At 63.2% G+C, this 20,820-nt stretch carries 16 protein-coding genes and 1 other RNA gene; 15 read left to right on the plus strand and 2 right to left on the minus strand.

The features are described from left to right. The first annotated feature begins 387 nt into the window (after positions 1 to 387). A complete protein-coding gene (locus EYW45_RS06795) occupies positions 388 to 705 on the plus strand; it encodes a DUF4870 family protein (RefSeq protein WP_161135358.1) in 318 nt (105 codons plus the stop codon). A 550-nt stretch (positions 706 to 1,255) separates the two neighbouring features. Here the strand turns inward: EYW45_RS06795 and EYW45_RS06800 are convergent. After that, positions 1,256 to 1,528: an SWIB/MDM2 domain-containing protein gene (locus EYW45_RS06800; RefSeq protein ID WP_161134649.1), complete on the minus strand. Its 273-nt coding sequence runs from the start codon at positions 1,526 to 1,528 to the stop codon at positions 1,256 to 1,258. Positions 1,529 to 1,669: 141 nt separating this feature from the next. Between EYW45_RS06800 and EYW45_RS06805 the strand changes: the two genes are divergently transcribed. Together EYW45_RS06805 and pyrC are read left to right on the plus strand one after the other, a co-directional pair. After that, positions 1,670 to 2,869 carry a M20 aminoacylase family protein gene (locus tag EYW45_RS06805; protein ID WP_161134650.1) on the plus strand — a complete coding sequence of 400 codons (1,200 nt, stop codon included), beginning with the start codon at positions 1,670 to 1,672 and terminating at the stop codon, positions 2,867 to 2,869. Positions 2,870 to 3,012: 143 nt separating this feature from the next. After that, positions 3,013 to 4,077 (plus strand): dihydroorotase, encoded by a 1,065-nt coding sequence (gene pyrC, locus EYW45_RS06810; RefSeq protein WP_161134651.1) that lies wholly within the window; start codon positions 3,013 to 3,015, stop codon positions 4,075 to 4,077. A 256-nt stretch (positions 4,078 to 4,333) separates the two neighbouring features. On the opposite strand, the gene EYW45_RS06815 is transcribed toward pyrC, so the two are convergent. Further along, complete coding sequence (locus tag EYW45_RS06815; protein ID WP_161134652.1) at positions 4,334 to 6,163, minus strand: ATP-binding cassette domain-containing protein; 1,830 nt, start codon at positions 6,161 to 6,163, stop codon at positions 4,334 to 4,336. A gap of 235 nt (positions 6,164 to 6,398) precedes the next feature. Here EYW45_RS06815 and rnpB point away from each other — a divergent pair. The 12 genes from rnpB (at position 6,399) to EYW45_RS06875 (ending at position 20,807) form a co-directional block, all read left to right on the plus strand. Beyond that, positions 6,399 to 6,816: RNase P RNA component class A (gene rnpB / locus EYW45_RS06820), an RNA gene on the plus strand. 289 nt (positions 6,817 to 7,105) lie between these two features. Next, positions 7,106 to 7,534 carry a division/cell wall cluster transcriptional repressor MraZ gene (mraZ, locus tag EYW45_RS06825; protein ID WP_161134653.1) on the plus strand — a complete coding sequence of 143 codons (429 nt, stop codon included), beginning with the start codon at positions 7,106 to 7,108 and terminating at the stop codon, positions 7,532 to 7,534. Positions 7,535 to 7,542: 8 nt separating this feature from the next. Then, the gene (gene rsmH, locus EYW45_RS06830) at positions 7,543 to 8,637 is read left to right on the plus strand and encodes a 16S rRNA (cytosine(1402)-N(4))-methyltransferase RsmH (protein WP_161134654.1); all 1,095 of its coding nucleotides are present in this window, start codon (positions 7,543 to 7,545) and stop codon (positions 8,635 to 8,637) included. Further along, positions 8,637 to 8,939 (plus strand): cell division protein FtsL, encoded by a 303-nt coding sequence (gene ftsL / locus EYW45_RS06835; protein ID WP_161134655.1) that lies wholly within the window; start codon positions 8,637 to 8,639, stop codon positions 8,937 to 8,939. The genes rsmH and ftsL overlap by 1 nt, the downstream gene beginning before the upstream one ends. Further along, entirely contained in the window at positions 8,936 to 10,666 is a 1,731-nt protein-coding gene (locus tag EYW45_RS06840; protein ID WP_161134656.1) for a peptidoglycan D,D-transpeptidase FtsI family protein, read from the plus strand. The genes ftsL and EYW45_RS06840 overlap by 4 nt, the downstream gene beginning before the upstream one ends. Before the next feature lie 8 nt (positions 10,667 to 10,674). After that, complete coding sequence (gene murF / locus EYW45_RS06845; RefSeq protein ID WP_161135359.1) at positions 10,675 to 13,512, plus strand: bifunctional UDP-N-acetylmuramoyl-L-alanyl-D-glutamate--2,6-diaminopimelate ligase MurE/UDP-N-acetylmuramoyl-tripeptide--D-alanyl-D-alanine ligase MurF; 2,838 nt, start codon at positions 10,675 to 10,677, stop codon at positions 13,510 to 13,512. Further along, on the plus strand, positions 13,502 to 14,671 hold the full coding sequence (gene mraY, locus EYW45_RS06850; protein ID WP_161134657.1) for a phospho-N-acetylmuramoyl-pentapeptide-transferase: 1,170 nt from the start codon (positions 13,502 to 13,504) through the stop codon (positions 14,669 to 14,671). The genes murF and mraY overlap by 11 nt, the downstream gene beginning before the upstream one ends. Beyond that, positions 14,668 to 16,197, plus strand: a complete 1,530-nt coding sequence (gene murD / locus EYW45_RS06855; RefSeq protein ID WP_161134658.1) for a UDP-N-acetylmuramoyl-L-alanine--D-glutamate ligase — start codon at positions 14,668 to 14,670, stop codon at positions 16,195 to 16,197. The genes mraY and murD overlap by 4 nt, the downstream gene beginning before the upstream one ends. Next, the gene (gene ftsW / locus EYW45_RS06860) at positions 16,194 to 17,387 is read left to right on the plus strand and encodes a putative lipid II flippase FtsW (RefSeq protein WP_161134659.1); all 1,194 of its coding nucleotides are present in this window, start codon (positions 16,194 to 16,196) and stop codon (positions 17,385 to 17,387) included. The genes murD and ftsW overlap by 4 nt, the downstream gene beginning before the upstream one ends. Further along, positions 17,384 to 18,457 carry an undecaprenyldiphospho-muramoylpentapeptide beta-N-acetylglucosaminyltransferase gene (gene murG / locus EYW45_RS06865; RefSeq protein ID WP_161134660.1) on the plus strand — a complete coding sequence of 358 codons (1,074 nt, stop codon included), beginning with the start codon at positions 17,384 to 17,386 and terminating at the stop codon, positions 18,455 to 18,457. The genes ftsW and murG overlap by 4 nt, the downstream gene beginning before the upstream one ends. Beyond that, positions 18,454 to 19,860 (plus strand): UDP-N-acetylmuramate--L-alanine ligase, encoded by a 1,407-nt coding sequence (gene murC / locus EYW45_RS06870; RefSeq protein WP_161134661.1) that lies wholly within the window; start codon positions 18,454 to 18,456, stop codon positions 19,858 to 19,860. Before murG ends, murC begins: the two co-directional genes overlap by 4 nt. Beyond that, the gene (locus tag EYW45_RS06875; protein WP_161134662.1) at positions 19,857 to 20,807 is read left to right on the plus strand and encodes a D-alanine--D-alanine ligase; all 951 of its coding nucleotides are present in this window, start codon (positions 19,857 to 19,859) and stop codon (positions 20,805 to 20,807) included. The genes murC and EYW45_RS06875 overlap by 4 nt, the downstream gene beginning before the upstream one ends. Positions 20,808 to 20,820: the final 13 nt, after the last annotated feature.

Here is a 20,820-nt window from a genome sequence, read left to right on the forward strand (position 1 = left end):
AAACGCCTTTGCGCCGATGATAGTGGACGGACGTCTGTGAAAGTAGGTCATCGTCAGGCTTTTATTCCCAAAACCCCGCTGGAGCAATCCAGCGGGGTTTTGCCATTGCGCCACGCAAATGCAGTGGCATAAAGCGAGGCTTGCCAATCCGCAGCAAACGCATCGGTAACCTCTAAGCCGAAGTACACGTATCGGTCACTGGCTTGCGCGAGCGTCGTTTCGCCCGCACAACACGACGACGTCGCGCTTTGCCAGTACGTTTGCTCGACGGTTCCAGATTTGCGAACGGAGCCTAAATGTGGGGTAAGATTCGTGAAAACGACTGTAGGAGCCGTTAACGTGAATGAAACCCCGATCCCCGTCAAACCCAAAACACCTGATTTGAAGATGCTGACGCACATCGCGTACGGTCTCTTCGCTTTGGGCTTTTTGACGAGCGGTGCCCTGTTTGCAGCCACGCTGGCAGCGGTGGTGCTGATGTATGTGAAGCGGCCCGATACGGCCGGAACCCTTTACGCCGCCCATTTCGACTGGTTATTGCGTACGTTTTGGTGGTCGCTGCTTTGGCTGGCGATCAGCTTTATCGCCATGTTCATCTTCATTGGCTGGCTAGGCGTCATCGCTACCGTTGTCTGGGTGTTCTACCGCCTGGTTCGCGGATGGCTCGCGCTGTTTGAAGGTAATCCTCCCAGCCAATACGCCTGAGCGACGAGTTGCATAGGCGCCGGCGCGCCGTCACATGCTTCCTATGCCTTGGTTTCGCGGATAGTGGCGAGGTTAGCCAACTGATCGACGCTTTGCAGATGAACGCACGCTTGGCTGTGATGCCCCATAGAACACGCTACCGGGACTGGTAGCGTGTTTTTTTGAATGATCATCGTAGGCTTCCGCCTGGCGGCCGGCATCGGTGAACGTAACATTATTTCGATCGAGCTCGCGCTGCCTCGATGGGCCCATTGGGGCACAACGCCGCTTCGGGCTTCGTTGCGATATCTGAGCTCGGAGTGAAGTCAGAGCACGACAGTGGAGCGCAAAGTAACGTCGAAGCGCAACGCCACCGCGGGATTGGAAAATCGGCAAGCGGCGCGCGAGTGCGCGGATCGACGACGCAACGCGGCGACGGAGGATACAGGCTACAGCTCAGGGGGGATGTTACGGCGCAGCGCTCGGGCTACTGGGAAGAATCGACCGCGACAATGTGCATGTCGCGGTGATCGGGCAGGAGGTGGCAATGCACCTCGCCGCCATGGCAGCTTTATTTCAGGTGCGCGTTGACCAGCTTGGTCAATTCGAACATCGAGACTTGATCTTTCTGGAAGATCGGGCGCAGCTTGTCGTCTGCATTGATGTTGCGACGGTTCGCGGCATCTTGCAGGTCGTGCTTCTTGATGTACTCCCAGATCTTCTTCGTAACCTCGGTGCGCGGCACGGCTTCCGACCCGATCACGGCGGCCAGTTCGGCGCTGGGAGTCAAGGGCTTCATGAAAGCCGCGTTAGGCTTGCGCGCGGTTGTGGAGGTAGTGGCCATAAGACGGCGCTCCTTCTGGTGATTGGAAAAATGTCCTGCGCCGAAGCATAGCGGTTCCGGATCGTAAAGACAAAGGCATTTATTGTCTGTAGCAACTAAAATAGGGGATCGTTTCATCCTACTGCCATCCGCCTCGTGACCATGACTGAAGTTACCGCTGCACTCAAGGCTATTCAATCCTTTCATTCCGATCTGACCGCCATCCGGCGCGATCTGCACGCGCATCCCGAGCTAGGGTTCGAGGAGGTACGTACCTCGGGCATCGTGGCCGGCGCCCTGGAGGCGATGGGGGTGGAGGTTCATCGGGGTTACGCCAAGACGGGGGTGGTCGGCGTTATTAGGGGACGGACCAACGATAGCGGTCGCATGATCGGGCTGCGCGCCGACATGGATGCGTTGCCCATGACGGAAGACAACAGTTTTGGTCATAAGTCGACCAAGTCAGGCTTGATGCATGGCTGTGGGCATGACGGGCACACGACGATTTTGCTGGGTGCAGCCCGCTATCTGGCTCAGACGCGCAACTTCGACGGCACGGCCGTGTTGATCTTCCAGCCGGCGGAAGAGGGTCTGGGTGGGGCCAAGGCGATGTTGGAGGATGGGCTCTTTGACACCTTCCCATGTGATGCGATCTACGCCATGCACAATTGGCCCGGACTGCCGCCCAATACGGTCGGCATCAATCCGGGGCCGATGATGGCTGCGGCCGACCGGTTCGAGGTGGTGATCACCGGCCGGGGCGGCCACGGTGCGCACCCTTATCAGACGATTGATCCGGTGCTGGTTGCGGGTCATGTGATTACGGCGCTTCAAAGCGTGGTCTCCCGCAATGTGAACCCGCTGGATTCGGCCGTGGTGTCGATCGGCTCGTTACAAGCGGGGCATCCTGGTGCCATGAGCGTGATTCCAAGTGAGGCACGACTGGTCGGTACTGTGCGTACGTTTCGCCGCTCGGTACAGGAAATGGTCGAGACGCGAATGCGTGGCGTGGTCGAAGGCATCGCAGCGGCTTTCGGCGCTCAGGCCAAGCTCAACTACGAGCGGATGTACCCGGCCACCCTGAATACGCCTCAGCATGCGCAACTGGTGGGGGACATCGCGACGGATATGCTCGGCAAACAGCAAGTGGTGCGCGATCTGGTGCCCTCGATGGGATCAGAGGACTTTTCTTTTATGCTGCAGGCGCGCCCGGGGGCCTATTTCCGGGTTGGACAAGGTGGCGCCGAAGCCGGCTGCACCTTACACAATACGCGTTACGATTTCAACGACGACATCATTCCCGTCGGGAGCGCCATGTTTGCGGCCCTGGCTGAAAAAGGCATGCCGTTGGCCGATCGCTGAGTGCCGCATCAATGCATCGGTGGCCTAGCGCCGACAGCGCTATTGCCAATGGCTGAGTCCGCTATCGCCAGACGCTGATGCATTGGCCGCCCGCTCGCCGCGCCCATAACGATTCATCGCTAACCAATGAGTGACCTGATTTTATGACTAGCATCACCATGACCCGCCCGGACGATTGGCACCTGCATTTGCGCGATGGCGAGGCCTTGGCGGCCGTCGTGGGCGACACAGCGCGGCAATTTTCCCGCGCGATCATCATGCCTAATTTGCGTCCGCCCGTGACGACGACCGAGCAGGCCCTGGCGTATCGAGAGCACATTTTGACCGCAGTGGCCGGTGCGGGTGTGGCAGCCGAGCGCTTTACGCCGTTGATGACCCTCTATCTGACGAACAACACCAGCGCCGAAGAGATTCGGCTTGCCAAGGCATCGGGTCATGTTTACGCGGTCAAGCTGTACCCCGCGGGCGCGACGACGAACTCGGATGCCGGCGTGACGGATCTGCTGGGGCACTGCACGGCGGCGCTCGAAGCACTGCAAGCCTGCGGCATGCCGTTGCTGGTGCATGGCGAGGTGACCGATCCGGGAATCGATGTGTTCGATCGTGAAGCGATCTTTATCGATCGTGTGATGGTGCCGTTGCGCCGGGCTTTTCCCGAGCTCAAAGTGGTTTTCGAGCACATCACGACCCGCGAAGGGGCACATTACGTACGCGATGCAGAGGGTCCCGTCGCAGCCACCATTACACCGCAGCACATGCTCTATAACCGCAATGCGCTGTTTACCGGTGGCGTGCGTCCGCATTGGTATTGCCTGCCCATCCTCAAGCGCGAGGTGCATCGCGAGGCGTTGGTCGAGGCGGCAACCGGCGGCAGTCCGCGCTTCTTCCTGGGTACCGATAGCGCGCCGCATGCGCGTGGCTTGAAGGAACATGCCTGTGGCTGCGCCGGTTGCTACACCGCGTTGCACGCGATGGCGCTGTATGCGCAGGCATTCGAAGCGGTGGATCGTCTCGATAAGCTCGAAGCGTTTGCAAGTTTCCACGGCCCTGACTTCTATGGCCTGCCCCGCAACACCGATACGCTGACGTTGGTGCGAGAGGAAACGCGAGTGCCCGACGAACTGCCTTTCGGCAATACGACGCTCGTGCCGCTGGCCGCCGGCGAATCGCTGGCCTGGCGGGCGTTGGTCGATACCGCAACTGCGTAAGCACGGCGCCAGGCAAAGCGGAGTATCGTAGAGCAGCGCCAAGCGAGGCATAAGCCAACCAAAGCAAAGCCAGGCAAAGCGAAGCCAGGCAAAGCAGAAAGCAAAGCCGACGACAGCACATCCCCTGGCAACGCACATCCAGACAACGCAGGCGCCAAGCGGATAAACCGGCGAAAAAAAACCGGCCATGGCCGGTTTTTCTTCTCAAGACAAAACTGGGGCGGCGCGTGCCGCCTCATTCATTCAACGGCGAGCATCAGCCGCCGTTTTGCTTGGCTTCGAGCTTCTCCCAGCGTTCAAACTTCGTCTCGAGCGTGGACTGCAGCACAGCCAGGCGCTCATTGACGCGTTCCACTTCCGCAGGATCTTCGCGATACAGCATGCCGTCCGCCAGCGTGGCAGAAAGGGTGGTTTGCTCGGCTTCGATGGCCGCAATCTCCTCGGGCAGCGTGTCGATCTCTTTCTGTTCCCAACTGCTCAGGCGCACGCGCTTGGCGGTCTTGGCGGGTTCGGGCACGGGTTCAGGCGTGGGTTGGGCTACGTCGGCCACGTCCATCTTGTCGGCGAGGGTGGTGGGAGCTGCGGGCGCGGCTGGCCGTTGGGCGACCCAGTCGTCATAGCCACCGACATAATCGCGCCAGTGGCCATTGCCTTCGTAGGCAATGGTCTGCGTGATGACGTTATTGAGAAACACGCGGTCGTGGCTCACCAGGAGCACGGTGCCGCGGTATTCCTGCAGCAACTCTTCGAGCAGCTCGAGCGTTTCGATATCCAGGTCGTTGGTGGGTTCGTCCAGCACCAGCACGTTGGTGGGACGTGCAAACAGCCGCGCCAGCAGCAAGCGCGCGCGCTCACCGCCCGACAGGCTGCTGACCGGCGAGTTGGCACGCGCCGGCGAGAAGAGGAAGTCGCCCAGATAGCTCTTGACGTGCTTGCGCTCGTTGCCGATCTCGACCCATTCGCTACCCGGATTGATCACGTCGACGAGCGAAGCGTTCTCATCGAGCTGCGAGCGCATCTGGTCGAAGTAGGCCACGGACACGTTGGTGCCCATGCGCGTGGTGCCCGTATCCGGTTGCAGCTCGCCCAGGATGAGTTTGAGCAGGGTGGTCTTGCCGGCACCATTGGGGCCGACGATGCCGATGCGGTCGCCGCGCATGACGGTGGTGCTGTAGCCCTCGACCACCACACGTTCGCCGAAGCGCTTGCCGACGTTTTCGAGTTCGCCCACGAGCTTGCCCGAGCGTTGACCTTCGGCCAGCGCCAGCGACACATTGCCCACGCGATCGCGTCGCTCGGCGCGGTCGACCCGAAGCTGCTCGAGGCGGCGCACGCGGCCTTCGTTACGCGTACGGCGAGCTTCAACGCCCTTGCGGATCCAGACTTCCTCTTGCGCAAGCAATTTATCGAAGCGGGCATTCTCCAGACGCTCGGACTCTAGGAACTGGGCCTTGCGAACCTGCCATTGCGAGAAGTTGCCGGGAAAGCTCAGCAAGCGCCCACGGTCGAGTTCGACGATGCGGGTGGTGATGGCATCCAGGAAGCGCCGATCGTGGGTGATGATGACCGAGGCGCCACGCCAGGTGCGAAGCATGTCCTCGAGCCAGGCGATGCCCTCGAAGTCCAGATGGTTGGTGGGCTCGTCCAGCAGCAGGAGGTCGGGCTCGCCGGCCAGTGCGCGAGCGAGCGCCACGCGCTTGCGCGTACCGCCGGACAGGCCGGCGATGTGGGCGTCGGGCGGCAGGCGCAGGCGTTCGAGCAGGGCGCTCACGCGCGAGGGGCGCGCCCAGTCTTCGCTGTCTTCGTCCATGTCGCACACGGTGTCGAAGATGGTGCGGGAGTCGTCGAGCTCAGGCTCTTGCTCGACCGTGGCGACGACCAGGCCGGACGACCGGGCGATGTCGCCGTCGTCAGGCTGCGAGCGGCCGTCGAGCAGGCGCAGAAGCGACGATTTGCCGGCGCCGTTGCGGCCGATCAAGCCGATGCGTTCGCCGGACTGGATCACGAAATCGGCGTGATTGAGCAGAGGGTGGTGGCCGAAGGCCAACTGAATATCGCTGAGGGTAATGAGTGAGGTGGGCGCCATAACATCCGTGAACTGGAAACGGGGCGTCGCCGCGCGGTGACGCGTGACGCCCTTCAATAGCCGCTATTGTCTCAGGAACGAGCGACGTACGTGACTGCCGCGCTTGGGCAAAGTGCGAAAACTGTGGTTTTGTGAGCGACTTCGCCGCTGATCGGCGCAAATATTTGCACGTTTGACGCGTCGGGCGAGATCGGCGGCACCCGCTGCGACGCCGAATGTTTTAGAATGGCGGCGCAAAGCGGATCGGGCAATCGCGTTGCGGCTTGCCGCATCGAGGAAGGTCCGGACTCCATAGGGCAGGGTAGCGGCTAACGGCCGCCCGGCGGCGCGGTGGGTGCAAATCCATCGCGTGAGATTGAGGAACAGGGCCACAGAGACGAGTCTGTCAGGTGGGCGTGCATCACGCACTGGTACGGCCACTCCGTACTGCGCGTATCGGCAACGATGCGCAGCCTGGCAGGGTGAAACGCGGCAACCTCTACCCGGAGCAACATCAAATAGGCACGCGTGGCGTTCTCGGATGCCGAAGGGCGGCTCGCTCAAGCGTGCGGGTAGATGGCTAGATCGGGTCAGCAATGGCTCGACGAGAGGAATGATTGCCCGTCGGACTCACGTTCGACGTACAGAATCCGGCCTATAGATCCGCTTTGCACACCCAACTTTCTCTTGAATTTTCAACTGCTTGTAAGCGGTTGCTGCGACACGTCCCTCCCAAACGTAATAACGGTGACAAATTCGTGACCGCCCCAAGCTTGATCAAACACTTTGAGTTCAATTTGTAACCCTCTGATTTGTTAGGGGGTTTTGATTTTGTCCACTTTGTAAACATGCTCTAAGTCCTTGTTGTGATTGAAAAAAGTGCAACCGTAGCTTGACCCGCTATTCCCGATCCCGTAGAGTGGGAAAAAGTAGGATTTAGTGCAATTAAGTGGGGTGCGTGGGGTGTTTCAAGGAAGCAGCGCGTTAACGCTGGATGCCAAGGGGCGGATTTCGATTCCGACCCGGCACCGCGACGCCCTCGTTTCCCAGGCCGAAGGCCGTTTGACCCTTACTCGTCACCCCGACGGCTGTTTGCTGGTGTATCCGCGGCATGAGTGGGAAAAGAAGCGCGAGCAGATCGCCGCTTTTCCGATGACGGCGCGTGCGCTGCAGCGCCTGCTGCTCGGTAATGCACAGGATGTTGAACTGGATGGATCCGGTCGCGTGCTGATTGCGCCCGAATTGCGCAGTGCCGCGAACATGAACCGGGAAGCGATGCTGCTCGGTATGGGTTCGCACTTTGAACTATGGGATGCCGCAACTTTGGCCGCGCGTGAAGCGGAAGATTTGGCCAAGGGAATGCCGGACGTGTTGAATCAGTTTTCCTTCTGATATCGGTTATGGGTTTTGAACATCGGCCGGTGCTGCTGGCGCCGACGGTAGATGCGTTGTTGGTGCCCGATTTCGGCCAACGCGGTCACCGTCTGAGCGACGAAGAACGCGAAGCGGAGCACGAGCGCCGCCGCAGGGGCGTCTTCGTGGACGGCACATTCGGCCGGGGTGGACACACGCGCGAATTGTTGTCGCGTCTGGCGTCGACCGCGCGCGTAGTCGTGTTCGACAAGGACCCGCAGGCGATTGCCGTGGCGCGCGATCTGGCAGCGAACGACACCCGCGTCACCGTGGTTCACGATGGATTTTCGAGCATGCCCGAGGCGCTGGCCGAACACGGGATTGCCCAGATCGACGGCGTCATGCTGGATCTGGGGATCTCTTCGCCGCAAATCGACGATGCCGAACGAGGTTTTTCTTTCATGCGCGAAGGTCCGCTGGACATGCGCATGGATACGACGCGCGGCCCTACGGCGGCGCAGTGGCTGGCAGATGCCAGTATTGATGAGATGCGGGAGGTCATAGCGACTTATGGCGAAGAACGGTTTGCTTTTCAGATTGCAAAAACGATTGCAGCTCGCCGCGCAGCAGGGCCGCTGCGCACCACGCTCGACCTTGCCGAGCTCGTCGCCGGCACCGTCCGCACGCGCGAAAAGGGCCAACATCCGGCCACACGCACCTTTCAGGCTTTACGGATTTACCTCAATCGCGAGCTCGAGGAGCTGTCTAGCGCCCTCGCGTCAGCGCTGACGCTACTGGCGCCTGCCGGACGATTGGCCGTGATCAGCTTTCATTCGCTTGAAGATCGTATGGTCAAGCAATGTATCGCTGCGGCGGCGCGCCCAGGTGAAGCCATGGCACGTTTGCCGATCCGTGAAAGTGAAATGCCCCAGCCGCTGTATCGGTCGCTGGGGCGTGTGCTTGCCGACGACGAAGAAGTGTCCGGCAACGCGCGTTCGCGTTCCGCCGTGCTGCGTGTCGCCGAGCGTACCAATACGCCCCTGGATGCCGCCGGTGCCGCGCCCTTCGTGGGATCCGGCAGCCTGCCGAGCGAACAACGCGCGGCTGCGCCCGGTCGCGGCCGTCGTAAAGGAGCGCACTGATGGGCCGCGCCAGCTTGATCGTCGCCACGCTCTTGATGCTGTCCGCCATCTCGCTGGTTTCGGCGCGCTATCAGTCGCGCCAACTGTTCATTGAATACGAGCGTGCCCAGTCGCAGGCGCGCGAACTCGAAATCGAGTGGCGCCGCATGCAGGTCGCGCGCGCCGAATTTGCCCGCAATACGCGGGTCGACCAGGCCGCCACCGGCGAGTTGGGCATGATGCCCATCGCGCCCGAGCGCACCATTTATCTTCAAGCGACGGCGCAAACGCCTTCGTCAGCACAAACCGGGGGTGCACGATGAAGCGCGTGCCGTTCTTCGATAATCCCGTGCTGCGCGGCCAGTTGCCGACGTGGCGTGCGCGCCTGGTGTTGATCCTGTTGTTTCTCGGGTTCACCACCCTGATCGGGCGGGCGTTGTTCCTGCAGGGCCTGTCGACCGAATTCCTGCAGCAGCAGGGCGAGCGCCGCTACGAGCGCACGTTGTCGCTGGCCGCCACGCGCGGCAAGATTCTCGACCGCAACGGCGGCGTGCTTGCCTCGAGCGTGCCGGCGCGCGCCATCTGGGCCATCCCCGAAGATGTGAAGCCCGCGACGCCCGAGCAACTCGAGTCGCTGGCCAAGCTGATCGAGATGCCCGCGCGCGATCTGCGTGCGCGTTTGTCGGATGAAGACAAGAACTTCGTTTACCTGAAGCGTCAGGTGGCGATGGAAGTGGCCGAGCAGATCAAGCATCTGGGCGTACCGGGCGTGCATCAGCAGCCGGAAACGCGCCGTCTTTATCCCGATGGCGAAGTGATGGCCCACGTGGTCGGCTTCAACAGCGTTGAAGATAAAGGTCAGGAAGGGGTCGAGCTGGCCTTCAATAATCTGTTGTCCGGCACGCCGGGCAGCCGCCGTGTGATCAAGGATCGCCTGGGTCGCGTGATCGAGGACGTGCAAGCCGTGGTGCCACCTGTCGATGGCAAGGATTTGCGTCTGTCGATCGATACGCGCTTGCAGTTTCTGGTATCCAAAGCATTGATGGATGCGATGGAAGAGCGCGGCGCGCGTGCTGCGGCCGCCGTGGTGCTCGACGTGCGTACGGGCGAGATTCTGGCGTTGGCGAATGTGCCCACGTTCGATCCCAACAATCGCGAAACGCTGAAAAGCTCTAATCTGCGCAACACCGCCATTACCGATACGTTCGAGCCGGGCTCGATCATGAAGCCGTTCACCGCCGCATTGGCGCTGGATCTGGGCCGCATCACGACCTCGACGATGTTCGAGACGGGCAACGGCAAGTTCCGTTATCAAGGCAGCACCATCAGCGACGTGAGCCGCAACGGCACGATCGCCGTGGCCGACGTGCTGCGCCGCTCGAGCAACATCGGGATGACGATGATTTCGGAGCGGCTCGAGCCGCGCGAGATGTGGGATCGCTTCACGGAACTCGGTTTGGGGCAGGCGCCGCAATTGGGTTTCCCCGGTGCCGCACCCGGTCGCTTGCGTCCGTGGGAACGCTGGCGCCTGATCGAGAAGGCAACAATGGCGTACGGCTACGGCCTGTCGGTCTCGTTGCTGCAGATGGCGCGCGCCTATACCGTGTTTGCGCGTGAGGGCGATATGGTGTCGTTGACGTTGGTCAAGCGTGAGAGCGAGCCCACCAGCGTGAAAGTCTATCCGCCCAAGATTGCGAAGATGATTCGCGGCATGCTCGAGGCGGCCGCCGGTCCCGACGGCGCGAAAGCGGCGCAAGTGCAGGGCTATCGTGTGGCCGGCAAGAGCGGTACCGCGCGCAAGATCGTTGACGGCAAGTACAGCACCAGCCGCTATCGCAGTTCGTTCGTGGGGTTTGCCCCAGTGTCGGATCCGCAGATCGTCGTGGCCGTGACCATCGATGAGCCGAGCAAAGGCGCCTACTACGGTGGTGCCGTTGCCGCGCCGGTGTTTGCCCGGATCGTAGGTGGCAGCTTGCGCATGATGGGTGTACAACCCGATGCGCCGTTCGAGTCGACGATTGTGGCCGGCATGCAGGAGCCGCGCCGGTGAGCGCCGCGATGGCCGCGGATCTGAATGCGATGGCGCCGGCAGGCGCCATCATGAAATGGTTGCGCACGCATGTGGCGGCCACTGCGGACTTGCGTCTGGATTCGCGCGCCGTGCAGGCGGGCGACGTGTTCTTTGCTTGCCAGGGCGGCACCCAAGCCGGCCGCAGCTTTATCGCCGACGCGTTGACGCGCGGCGCGGCCGCTGTCGTGGTCGAGACCGAGGGCGGTGACATCGCCGACCAGACCGACGCCGAGGGCGTGCCCCACCTGGCCGTGCCTGGCCTGCGCGCCGCGCTGGGCGCACTGGGCGACGCCTGGTATGGCCAGCCGTCTGCCGCGATCTCGGTGATTGCCGTCACGGGCACGAACGGTAAAACGTCGACTGCGCACTGGGTGGCCCAGTCGCTCAATCATGTCGGCAAGCCTTGCGGCATCATGGGTACGCTGGGCACGACCTTGCCGGACGGCACGCAATTGGCCGGCGAGCTCACCACACCCGACGTGCTGTCGATGCACCGTCTGCTCGCCACGTTGCGCGCAGCGGGCGCCGAAGCGGTTGCGCTCGAGGCGTCCTCGATCGGCATGGTGCAAGGCCGTCTGGATGGCGTGCGAGTGGGTATTGCGGCGTTTACCAATCTCACGCGCGACCATCTCGATTACCACGGCGACATGGCCGCGTACGAACGCGCCAAAGCGTTGTTGTTTGCACTGCCGGGCGTCTCCGCCGCCGTCGTGAATCTGGACGACGAAGCCGGCCGCCGTCTTGCCGATACGTTGCCTGCGGACATCGTCCTGGGTTTTGGCGCCGCGCCCGAATACGCCGATCGTGCCACGATCGCGGCGCGCGAGGTGCAGGCCACCGCGCAAGGTCAGGTGTTCACCCTGGTGGGATCCGGCGGCGAAGCGCAGATCGTGACGCCGCTGCTGGGTGCGCACAATGTGTCGAATCTGTTGTTGGTCGCGGGTGTATTGACGCGTCTTGGCTGGCCGTTGGCGGCGATCGCGCGCGCCATCGCCAGTGTCGAGCCCGTGGATGGCCGCCTGCAAACGGTGGCGGTGCCGGCGGGTGCGGTCCGTGGGCCGTTGATTGTGGTCGATTATGCCCACACGCCGGATGCCTTGGCACGCGCGTTGATCGCGTTGCGCCCGGTGGCCGAAGCGCGCGGCGGGCGTCTGATCTGCGTCTTCGGTTGCGGTGGCGATCGCGATCCGGGCAAGCGTCCGGAGATGGGCGCTGTGGCACAGCGTCATGCCGATGGCGTGACGGTGACGAGCGACAACCCGCGCAGCGAATCGCCGGATGCCATCATGGCGCAGATCGTGGCCGGCATGGTCGCCGCGGACGTACAACACCGCGTTGTGGCCGATCGTGCGGTCGCCATCATGACCAGCGTCTGGCACGCGATGAATGAAGACGTGGTGCTGCTCGCGGGCAAGGGCCATGAAACCTATCAGGAAGCCGAGGGGCGCAAGACGCCGTTCGACGACCGCGAATGGGCCCGCCTGGCGCTGCTGCTGCCGGCGGTGCGCGGGGTGTCGACCGATACCCGCCGCATCGGCGAAAACGAATTGTTCGTGGCGCTGACCGGGCCGTCGTTCGACGGTCATGATTATTTGTCGGTCGCGCAAGATGCCGGCGCCTGCGCGGCAGTGGTGGCCGAACGTCGGGCCGGTTGCACGCTGCAACAGATCGTGGTCGGTCCCACAGGGCCGGCACTGATGCGCATGGGCCGCGCCTGGCGCGAGCGCTACGATCTGCCGGTGATCACGGTGAGCGGCAGCAATGGCAAGACGACCACCAAGGAAATGATTGCTGCGATCCTGGCCAGTTGGCTGGGTGAGGACAATCGCCTGGCCACGGCCGGCAACTTCAATAACGATATCGGCGTGCCGTTGACGCTGTTGCGCCTGACGGATCGGCATCGTGCCGCCGTGATCGAGCTGGGGATGAATCATCCCGGCGAGATGGCGGCGCTGGCCGATATGGCGCAAGCGCAGGTGGCCGTGATGACCAACGCGCAGCGCGAACATCAGGAATTCATGCATTCGGTGCAAGCCGTTGCGCGTGAGAACGGCGAGGCCTTTGCCGCCTTGCCGGCCGATGGCGTTGCCGTCTATCCCGGCGACGACGCCCATGCAGGTGTATGGGCCGAGATCGTGGGTACGCGCCGGCACATCACGTTCGGACTGCGCGGCGATGTGGCCGTGCGTGCCGAAGCCATTCATGCCGAAGACGTCGCCACCCGTTTTCGCCTCGTGACGCCTGCCGGTAGCGCCGATCTGCGGTTGCCGGTGCCGGGTGCCCACAACCTGCGCAATGCGCTGGCGGCGGCTGCGGCAGGTCAGGCGGCAGGTGCGCCGTTGTCGGCCATCGTGGTCGCCCTCGAGAACTTCAGCGCCGTTGCCGGCCGCATGCAAAAGCGCCAGATGGATGACGGTTCGCTTTTGATCGACGACAGCTATAACGCCAATCCGGATTCGGTGCGGGCCGCGATCGATGTGCTGGCTCACTTGCCGCAACCGCGTGTACTGGTGTTGGGCGACATGGGCGAAGTGGGCGACAACGGTCCTGAAATGCATCGCGAAGTGGGCGCATATGCCCGCGAGCAGGGCATCGATGCACTCTACACCTTGGGCCAGGCCACACCGGCCTCGGTGGAAGCATTCGGGCAAGCCGGCCGGGCATGCGCCGATGTGGCAGAAATTTTGGATGCGTTGCGTGTCGTCAAGGCCCGTAGCGTATTGGTCAAAGGGTCGCGCTTCATGCGCATGGAACGGGTAGTGATGGGTCTTTCGGATAAGAACAACAATTCGGCCGCGCCGCGGGGAGATACGCATGCTGCTTGAAATCGCCCGATTGCTGTCCGACGACTTCCGCAGCTTTGCGGTGTTCGAATACATCACGTTGCGCGCGGTGTTCGCGTGCGCCACGGCCTTGTTGCTTGGGCTGATCGCCGGCCCCCATGTGATCCGCAAACTCACCGAATTGAAGATCGGCCAAGCCGTGCGTGCCTACGGCCCCGAAACGCATCTGGTCAAGACTGGCACGCCCACGATGGGTGGCGCGTTGATCCTGATCTCGATCGGTTTCAGCACCATTCTGTGGGCCGACTGGAGCAATCGCTTCGTCTGGGTCGTACTGCTGGTCACCTTCGGTTTTGGTGGCATCGGCTGGATGGATGACTACCGCAAGGTGGTGTATCGCGATCCGGAGGGTATGCCCGCACGCAAGAAGTTCTTCTGGCAGGCCACCATCGGCCTGGTGGCGGCGGTTTATCTGGCGTTTGCCGTGTCGGCGCCGGCCAACACCGAACTTTGGCCCTTGTTTCGCGACTGGGTGATGAGCGGCTTCACCATGCCGTTGCCGACGCGTGCCGACTTGATCGTGCCGTTCTTCAAGACGGTCAGCTATCCGCTGGGCGTGTTCGGTTTCGTGGCCTTGACCTGGGTCGTGATCGTGGGCACCAGCAACGCCGTCAACCTTACCGATGGCCTCGATGGTTTGGCGATCATGCCCACGGTCATGGTGGGGACGGCACTGGGTATCTTCGCCTATGTGGTGGGCCGCGCCGACTATTCGAAATACCTGCTGTTTCCATACATCCCGGGCGCCTCCGAGTTGATCGTGCTGTGCGCGGCGCTGGCCGGCGCGGGCCTGGCGTTTCTCTGGTTCAACGCCTATCCGGCGCAAGTGTTCATGGGCGACGTCGGGGCGCTCGCCCTGGGAGGCGCGTTGGGCACGATCGCCGTGATCGCGCGCCAGGAAATCGTGCTTTTCATCATGGGCGGCGTGTTCGTCGTCGAGACGTTGTCAGTAATGATCCAGGTGACGTGGTTCAAGTACACCAAGCGCCGTTACGGCCAGGGGCGCCGGATTTTCCGCATGGCGCCGCTGCATCACCATTTCGAAGTGGGCGGCTGGAAGGAAACCCAGGTCGTCGTGCGCTTCTGGATCATCAGCATGATGCTGGTGCTTATCGGTCTTTCCACATTGAAACTGCGATGAACGATACGGCTGTCACCCACGTTGCTGCCCCGCACGCCTTGATCCTCGGATTGGGAGAGACCGGTGTGGCCGCTGCGCGCTGGTGCGTGCGCGAAGGCGTGCGCGTGACGGTGGCCGATACCCGTGCGCAGCCCGCCGGTGTCGACACCATTCGCGCGTTGCCCGGCGCTGAGGCCGTGACGTTTGCTTTGGGTGCGTCGCCGTTCGACACGGGGTTGCTGGCCGGTGTGACGCAGGTCGTATTGAGCCCGGGCCTGGCGCCGACCGCGCCGGAAGTCGTGGCGATTCTGGCGCAGGCCAAGGCCGAGGGCATCGAAGTCGTCGGCGAAATCGAGCTCTTTGCGCGCGCCTTGGCGCAATTGGCCGAGCAGCAGGAATATCGGCCGCGCGTGCTTGCCGTCACCGGCACGAACGGCAAAACCACCGTCACGGCGTTGACGCGCCAAATGGTGGAAGCGGGCGGGCTGCGGGCGCGCGCTGCGGGCAACATCAGCCCGGCCGCGCTGAGCGCCTTGATCGACGCGCTGGATGAAAACGATTTGCCCGCCGTGTGGGTGATCGAGCTGTCGAGCTTCCAGCTGGAAACGACGACCAGCCTCGTGGCCGATGCTGCGGTTGTGCTCAACGTGACCCAGGATCATCTCGACTGGCACGGTGATATGGCCGCCTACACGCGCGCCAAAGCCCGGATTTTCACGCAAGCCAAAGTCGCCATTGTCAATCGCGACGACGCGGCCGTGATGGGTATGGTGGCGGATGCCGCCGCGCTGAACGTACGTAGTTTCGGCCGCGATCTGCCGCCGCTCGTGGGTGACTTAGGTCTCGAAACGGGCAATGGTGTGGCTTGGCTGGTTGCCGCCGAAAGTACTGAGTTCGATGACATGCCGGCACCTGTGCGCCGCAAGAAGAATGCACCGCCGCCCGTGCGCGCCGCAGGCCGCGTGTCGCGGCTGATGCCGGTCGATGCCATGCCGCTGCGCGGGTTGCACAACGCCACCAACGTGCTGGCGGCGCTGGCGCTGGGCCGTGCGCTGGACATCGGCTGGGGCCCCATGCTGCGCGCGGTGCGCGAGTATGCCGGCGAGCCGCATCGCGCCCAGTTTGTGCGCACGATCCAGGGTGTGGATTTCATCAATGACAGCAAAGGCACCAACGTGGGTGCCACGGTCGCGGCACTGGAAGGCCTGGGTCAACAGGTCGTTTTGATCGCCGGCGGTTTGGGCAAAGGCCAGGACTTTTCGCCGCTCGAACCGGTGGTGGCGCAACACGCGCGCACGGTGGTGCTGATTGGGCAGGATGCCCGCTTGATCGGCGACGTGCTCGCGTCCACGGGCGTGCCGCTGGTGTATGCCGACACGCTGGATGCTGCCGTGACGGCGGCGATGGCGGCGGCGCAAGCCGGCGATGCCGTGTTGCTGTCGCCGGCCTGCGCAAGCATGGATATGTTTCGCAACTATCCGCATCGCGGCCAAACGTTTATCGACGCCGTGAGCGCGTTGGCGCTGGATCACGGAGAGATCGCATGAGTCTGTTCACCGAACTCACGGGCAGTCTCAATGCCGTGCGGCCTGGCCGCACGAAGATGCGCAACTACGATCTGGCGCTGGTGCTGGCCGTCTCGACCCTGCTGCTGCTGGGTGCGCTGATGGTGTACTCGGCCTCGATCGGCCTGGCCGACGGTCCGCGCTACGCGTCCTACGGCAAATACTATTTCGTGATCCGCCACGGCGCCTTTCTGGCGATCGGTCTGGTGGGCGCAGCTGTGTGCTACACGATCCCGACGCGCGTGTGGCAGCGTTGCGCGATTCCGCTGTTTGCGTTTGCGATGTTTCTTCTGGCCGCCGTGCTCGTGCCCGGTATCGGACGCGAAGTGAACGGTGCGCACCGCTGGATTCCGCTGGGTCCGCTGAATTTCCAGCCCTCGGAGTTGATGAAGCTCGCCGCATTGCTTTACGCCGCCGATTACACGGTGCGTAAGCAAGAGCACATGCAGAATTTTGCACGCGGCTTCCTGCCCATGGCGTTCGCGCTGTGCGCGGTCGGCATGCTGCTGTTGCTCGAGCCCGACCTGGGTGCCTTCATGGTGATCGTGGCCATCGCCATCGGCATCATCTTCATCGGCGGCATCAACGGCGCGTACTTCAGCGCGTTGCTGGGCATGATGCTGACCACCTTCTTCGTGCTGATCTGGATTTCGCCGTGGCGCCGCGCGCGCCTGTTCGCCTACCTCGATCCGTGGAACGACGCCAATGCCTATGGCAGCGCTTATCAGTTGTCGCATTCGCTGATCGCGCTGGGCCGCGGCGAGTGGTTCGGCGTCGGACTGGGCGCGAGTGTGGAAAAGTTGCATTACCTCCCCGAAGCGCACACCGACTTCCTGATGGCGGTCGTGGGTGAAGAACTCGGTTTCGTTGGCGTGTTTGCGGTGGTGACGTTGTTCGCCATCGTGGTGTCGCGCGGCTTTGAGATCGGTCGCCAGGCGATCGCCATGGAGCGCACGTTCAGTGGCCTGGTCGCCAACGGCGTGGCCATGTGGTTCGGCGTGCAGGCCTTCATCAATATGGGTGTGTGCCTGGGCCTGTTGCCCACCAAAGGTCTGACGTTGCCGCTGATGAGCTACGGCGGTTCGGGCATCGTGATGAACCTGTGCGCGCTGGCCGTGTTGCTGCGTGTGGATTACGAAAATCGCGTGCTGATGCGTGGAGGCCGCGTATGACCGGCCGCACGATCATGATCATGGCGGGCGGCACTGGCGGGCATATCATGCCGGGCCTGGCCGTGGCTGAAGTATTGACCGCGCGCGGCTGGCGGGTGCTGTGGTTGGGCAACCCCGACCGCATGGAAGGCCGTCTGGTGCCGGCGCGTGGGCTGCCGTTGATTCCGCTGCGCTTTGCCGGCTTGCGCGGCAAGGGCGCCGCCGCATTGCTGAAATTGCCGTTCCTGCTTTCGCGAGCCTGCCTGCAGGCTTGGCGCCGCCTGGGCGAGCATGCGCCCGATGTGGTGCTGGGTATGGGCGGTTACGTCGCATTTCCGGGTGGCGCCATGGCGCGCCTGCGTGGGATTCCGCTGGTGGTGCACGAACAGAACGCGATTGCCGGTACGGCCAATCGGGCACTGGCGCGTATCGCGGGCAATGTGTTGACGGGCTTTCCGAACGCGTTGCCGGGCGCGCGCCATCTGGGCAATCCCGTGCGTGCCGACGTGCGCGCCCTGCCGTCGCCGGCCGAACGCTACGCAACGCGCACCGGTGCGCTGCGCGTGCTGGTCGTGGGCGGTAGCCTCGGCGCCGAGGCGCTCAATACCCTGGTGCCGCAAGCGATGGCCTTGTTGCCGTCCGACGCGCGACCGACGATCGTGCACCAGGCCGGCGAAAAGCATATCGACGCCTTGCGCGCGCGCTATGCGCAAGCCGGTGTGGCTGCCAAATGCCGCGCGTTCATCGACGACATGGCCGTCGAACTGGGCGCTGCCGATCTGGTGATCTGCCGCGCCGGCGCCATGACGGTCGCCGAAATCGCCGCAGCGGGCGTGGCCGCACTCTTTGTGCCGCTGCCGCATGCCATCGACGATCACCAGACCGCCAATGCGCGCTATCTGGCGGATCACGACGCGGCGTGGTTGTTCAAGCAATCGACGCTCGATCCTACGGCGCTGGCGGATGTGCTCCGCGGGATGCGCCGTTCCGAATTACTCGCCGTCGCCGAGCGTGCGCGCCATTACGCGCGCCCCGACGCGGCCACCGATATCGCCGACGTGTGCGAGCACGCCGCGGGCAAAGTGTCATGAAGCATCGCATCCAACACATTCATTTCGTCGGCATCGGCGGATCGGGCATGAGCGGCATCGCCGAAGTGCTGCTCAATCTCGGCTATGCCATCAGCGGGTCGGACCTGAACGCATCGGCCGTGACGCGTCATCTGGCCGAGCGTGGCGCGCAGGTGCACATCGGGCACGACGCGGCCAATGTGAAAGGCGCCGACGCCATCGTGACGTCGACGGCCGTGGCCGGCGACAACCCCGAAGTGATCGCCGCGCGTGCGGCGCGCATTCCCGTTGTGCCGCGCGCGATCATGCTGGCCGAATTGATGCGTTTGAAGCGCGGGATTGCCGTGGCGGGTACGCACGGCAAAACCACGACCACCAGCCTGATCGCCAGCATTCTTGCCGGCGGCGGCCTGGACCCCACGTTCGTAATCGGCGGCCGCCTGAATTCGGCCGGCGCTAATGCGCGCCTGGGGCAGGGCGATTACATCGTGGTCGAAGCCGACGAGTCGGACGCCTCCTTCCTGAATCTGCTGCCGGTGATGGCCGTCGTGACCAATATTGACGCCGATCACATGGATACCTACGGCCATGACGTGGCGCGCCTGAAGAGCGCGTTCATCGAGTTCACGCAGAAGCTGCCGTTCTACGGCAGCGCCGTGCTGTGCCTGGACGACGCGAACGTGCGCGAAATCATGCCGTTCGTCTCGCGTCCCATCACGACTTACGGCCTGACGCCTGACGCACAGATCTACGGCCACGATGTGGTGGCGCATGGCACCACCATGCGTTTCAAGGTCGATCGCCGCGATCGCGACGTGGTGTTGCCCCCGCTGGATGTGGAGCTGGCCTTGCCGGGTCTGCACAACGTGCGCAACGCACTCGCCGCCATCGCCGTGGCCTCCGAACTGGGTGTGGCCGATGAGGCGATTTGCCAGGCACTGGCCTCGTTCAATGGCGTGGGCCGACGCTTCACGCAAGTGGGTGACTTTGCGGTGCCGGCCCGCCGAGGTGGCGGCACGTACACCGTGATCGACGACTACGGTCATCACCCGGTCGAGATGGCGGCAACCCTGGCGGCTGCACGGGGCGCATGGCCCGAGCGGCGTGTGGTGCTGGCGTTTCAGCCGCATCGCTATACCCGCACGCGGGACTGCTTCGAAGATTTCGTGCGCGTGCTCAGTTCGGCCGACGCGGTGCTGTTGACCGAGGTGTATGCCGCTGGCGAAACGCCGCTGGTCGCCGCCGACGGCCGGGCCCTGGCGCGCGCGGTGCGCGTGGCCGGCAAGATCGAGCCGGTGTTCGTGAATGAAGTGAATGAACTGCCGGCCGCATTGGACGATTTCGTGCGCGACGGCGATGTGGTGATTTTCATGGGGGCGGGTTCGATCAGCCGCATCCCGGCGCAACTTGGAGAACGGGCATGACATTCGATTTCGGCAAAGTCGGCGTGTTGTACGGCGGTCGCTCGGCCGAACGTGAGGTCTCGCTGATGTCGGGCACCGGCGTGCATGAAGCGCTGCTGAGCAAGGGCGTGGATGCGCACCTGTTCGATACCGGCGTGAAAAGCCTGGCCGACCTGGCTGCGGCCGGATTCGATCGCGTCTTCATCGCCTTGCATGGCCGTTACGGCGAAGACGGCACGCTCCAAGGCGCGCTCGAATTGCTTGAAATTCCCTATACGGGCAGCGGTCCCACGGCTTCGGCCGTGGCGATGGATAAAGTGCTGACCAAGCGTGTGTGGTTGCAGGTCGGCTTGCCTACGCCGGCCTTCGAATCGCTGGACGAGACGAGCGAATTGCGCACAGTGCCGGACCGCCTTGGATTGCCGCTGATTCTGAAGCCGCCGCATGAAGGCTCGACGGTCGGCATCACGAAGGTGGTGGGCTACTCCGACATGAAGACGGCTTACGCCGAGGCCGCGCGGTTCGATAGCGTGGTGCTGGCCGAACAATTCGTGCTGGGCCGCGAGATGACGATTCCGGTGCTGGGCACAGGACGCCAGGCGCGCGCGCTGCCGGTGATCGAAATCGTGGCGCCCGACGGCAACTATGACTACGAGCACAAGTACTTTTCGGACGAGACGCGCTACGACTGCCCGGCCGAATTGCCGGCCGCGTTGGCCGAATCGATGCAGCAGATTGCCGTGGATGCGTATCGCGCGCTGGATTGCGCGGGATGGGGTCGTGCCGACTTCATCCTCGATCGCGACAACCGGCCGTGGTTGCTTGAAATGAATACGTCGCCCGGGATGACGAGCCACTCGCTCGTACCGATGGCGGCACGAGCGGTCGGGATGAGTTATGCCGACCTGTGTTTGTCTATCTTGTCCGAGGCTGCGCTGAAAGTGCGTAGCCCGGCGCGGATCGCGTAAGGTCAGGATGCTC

Source organism: Schauerella aestuarii, assembly GCF_009866805.1.
Taxonomy (GTDB): domain Bacteria; phylum Pseudomonadota; class Gammaproteobacteria; order Burkholderiales; family Burkholderiaceae_B; genus Schauerella; species Schauerella aestuarii.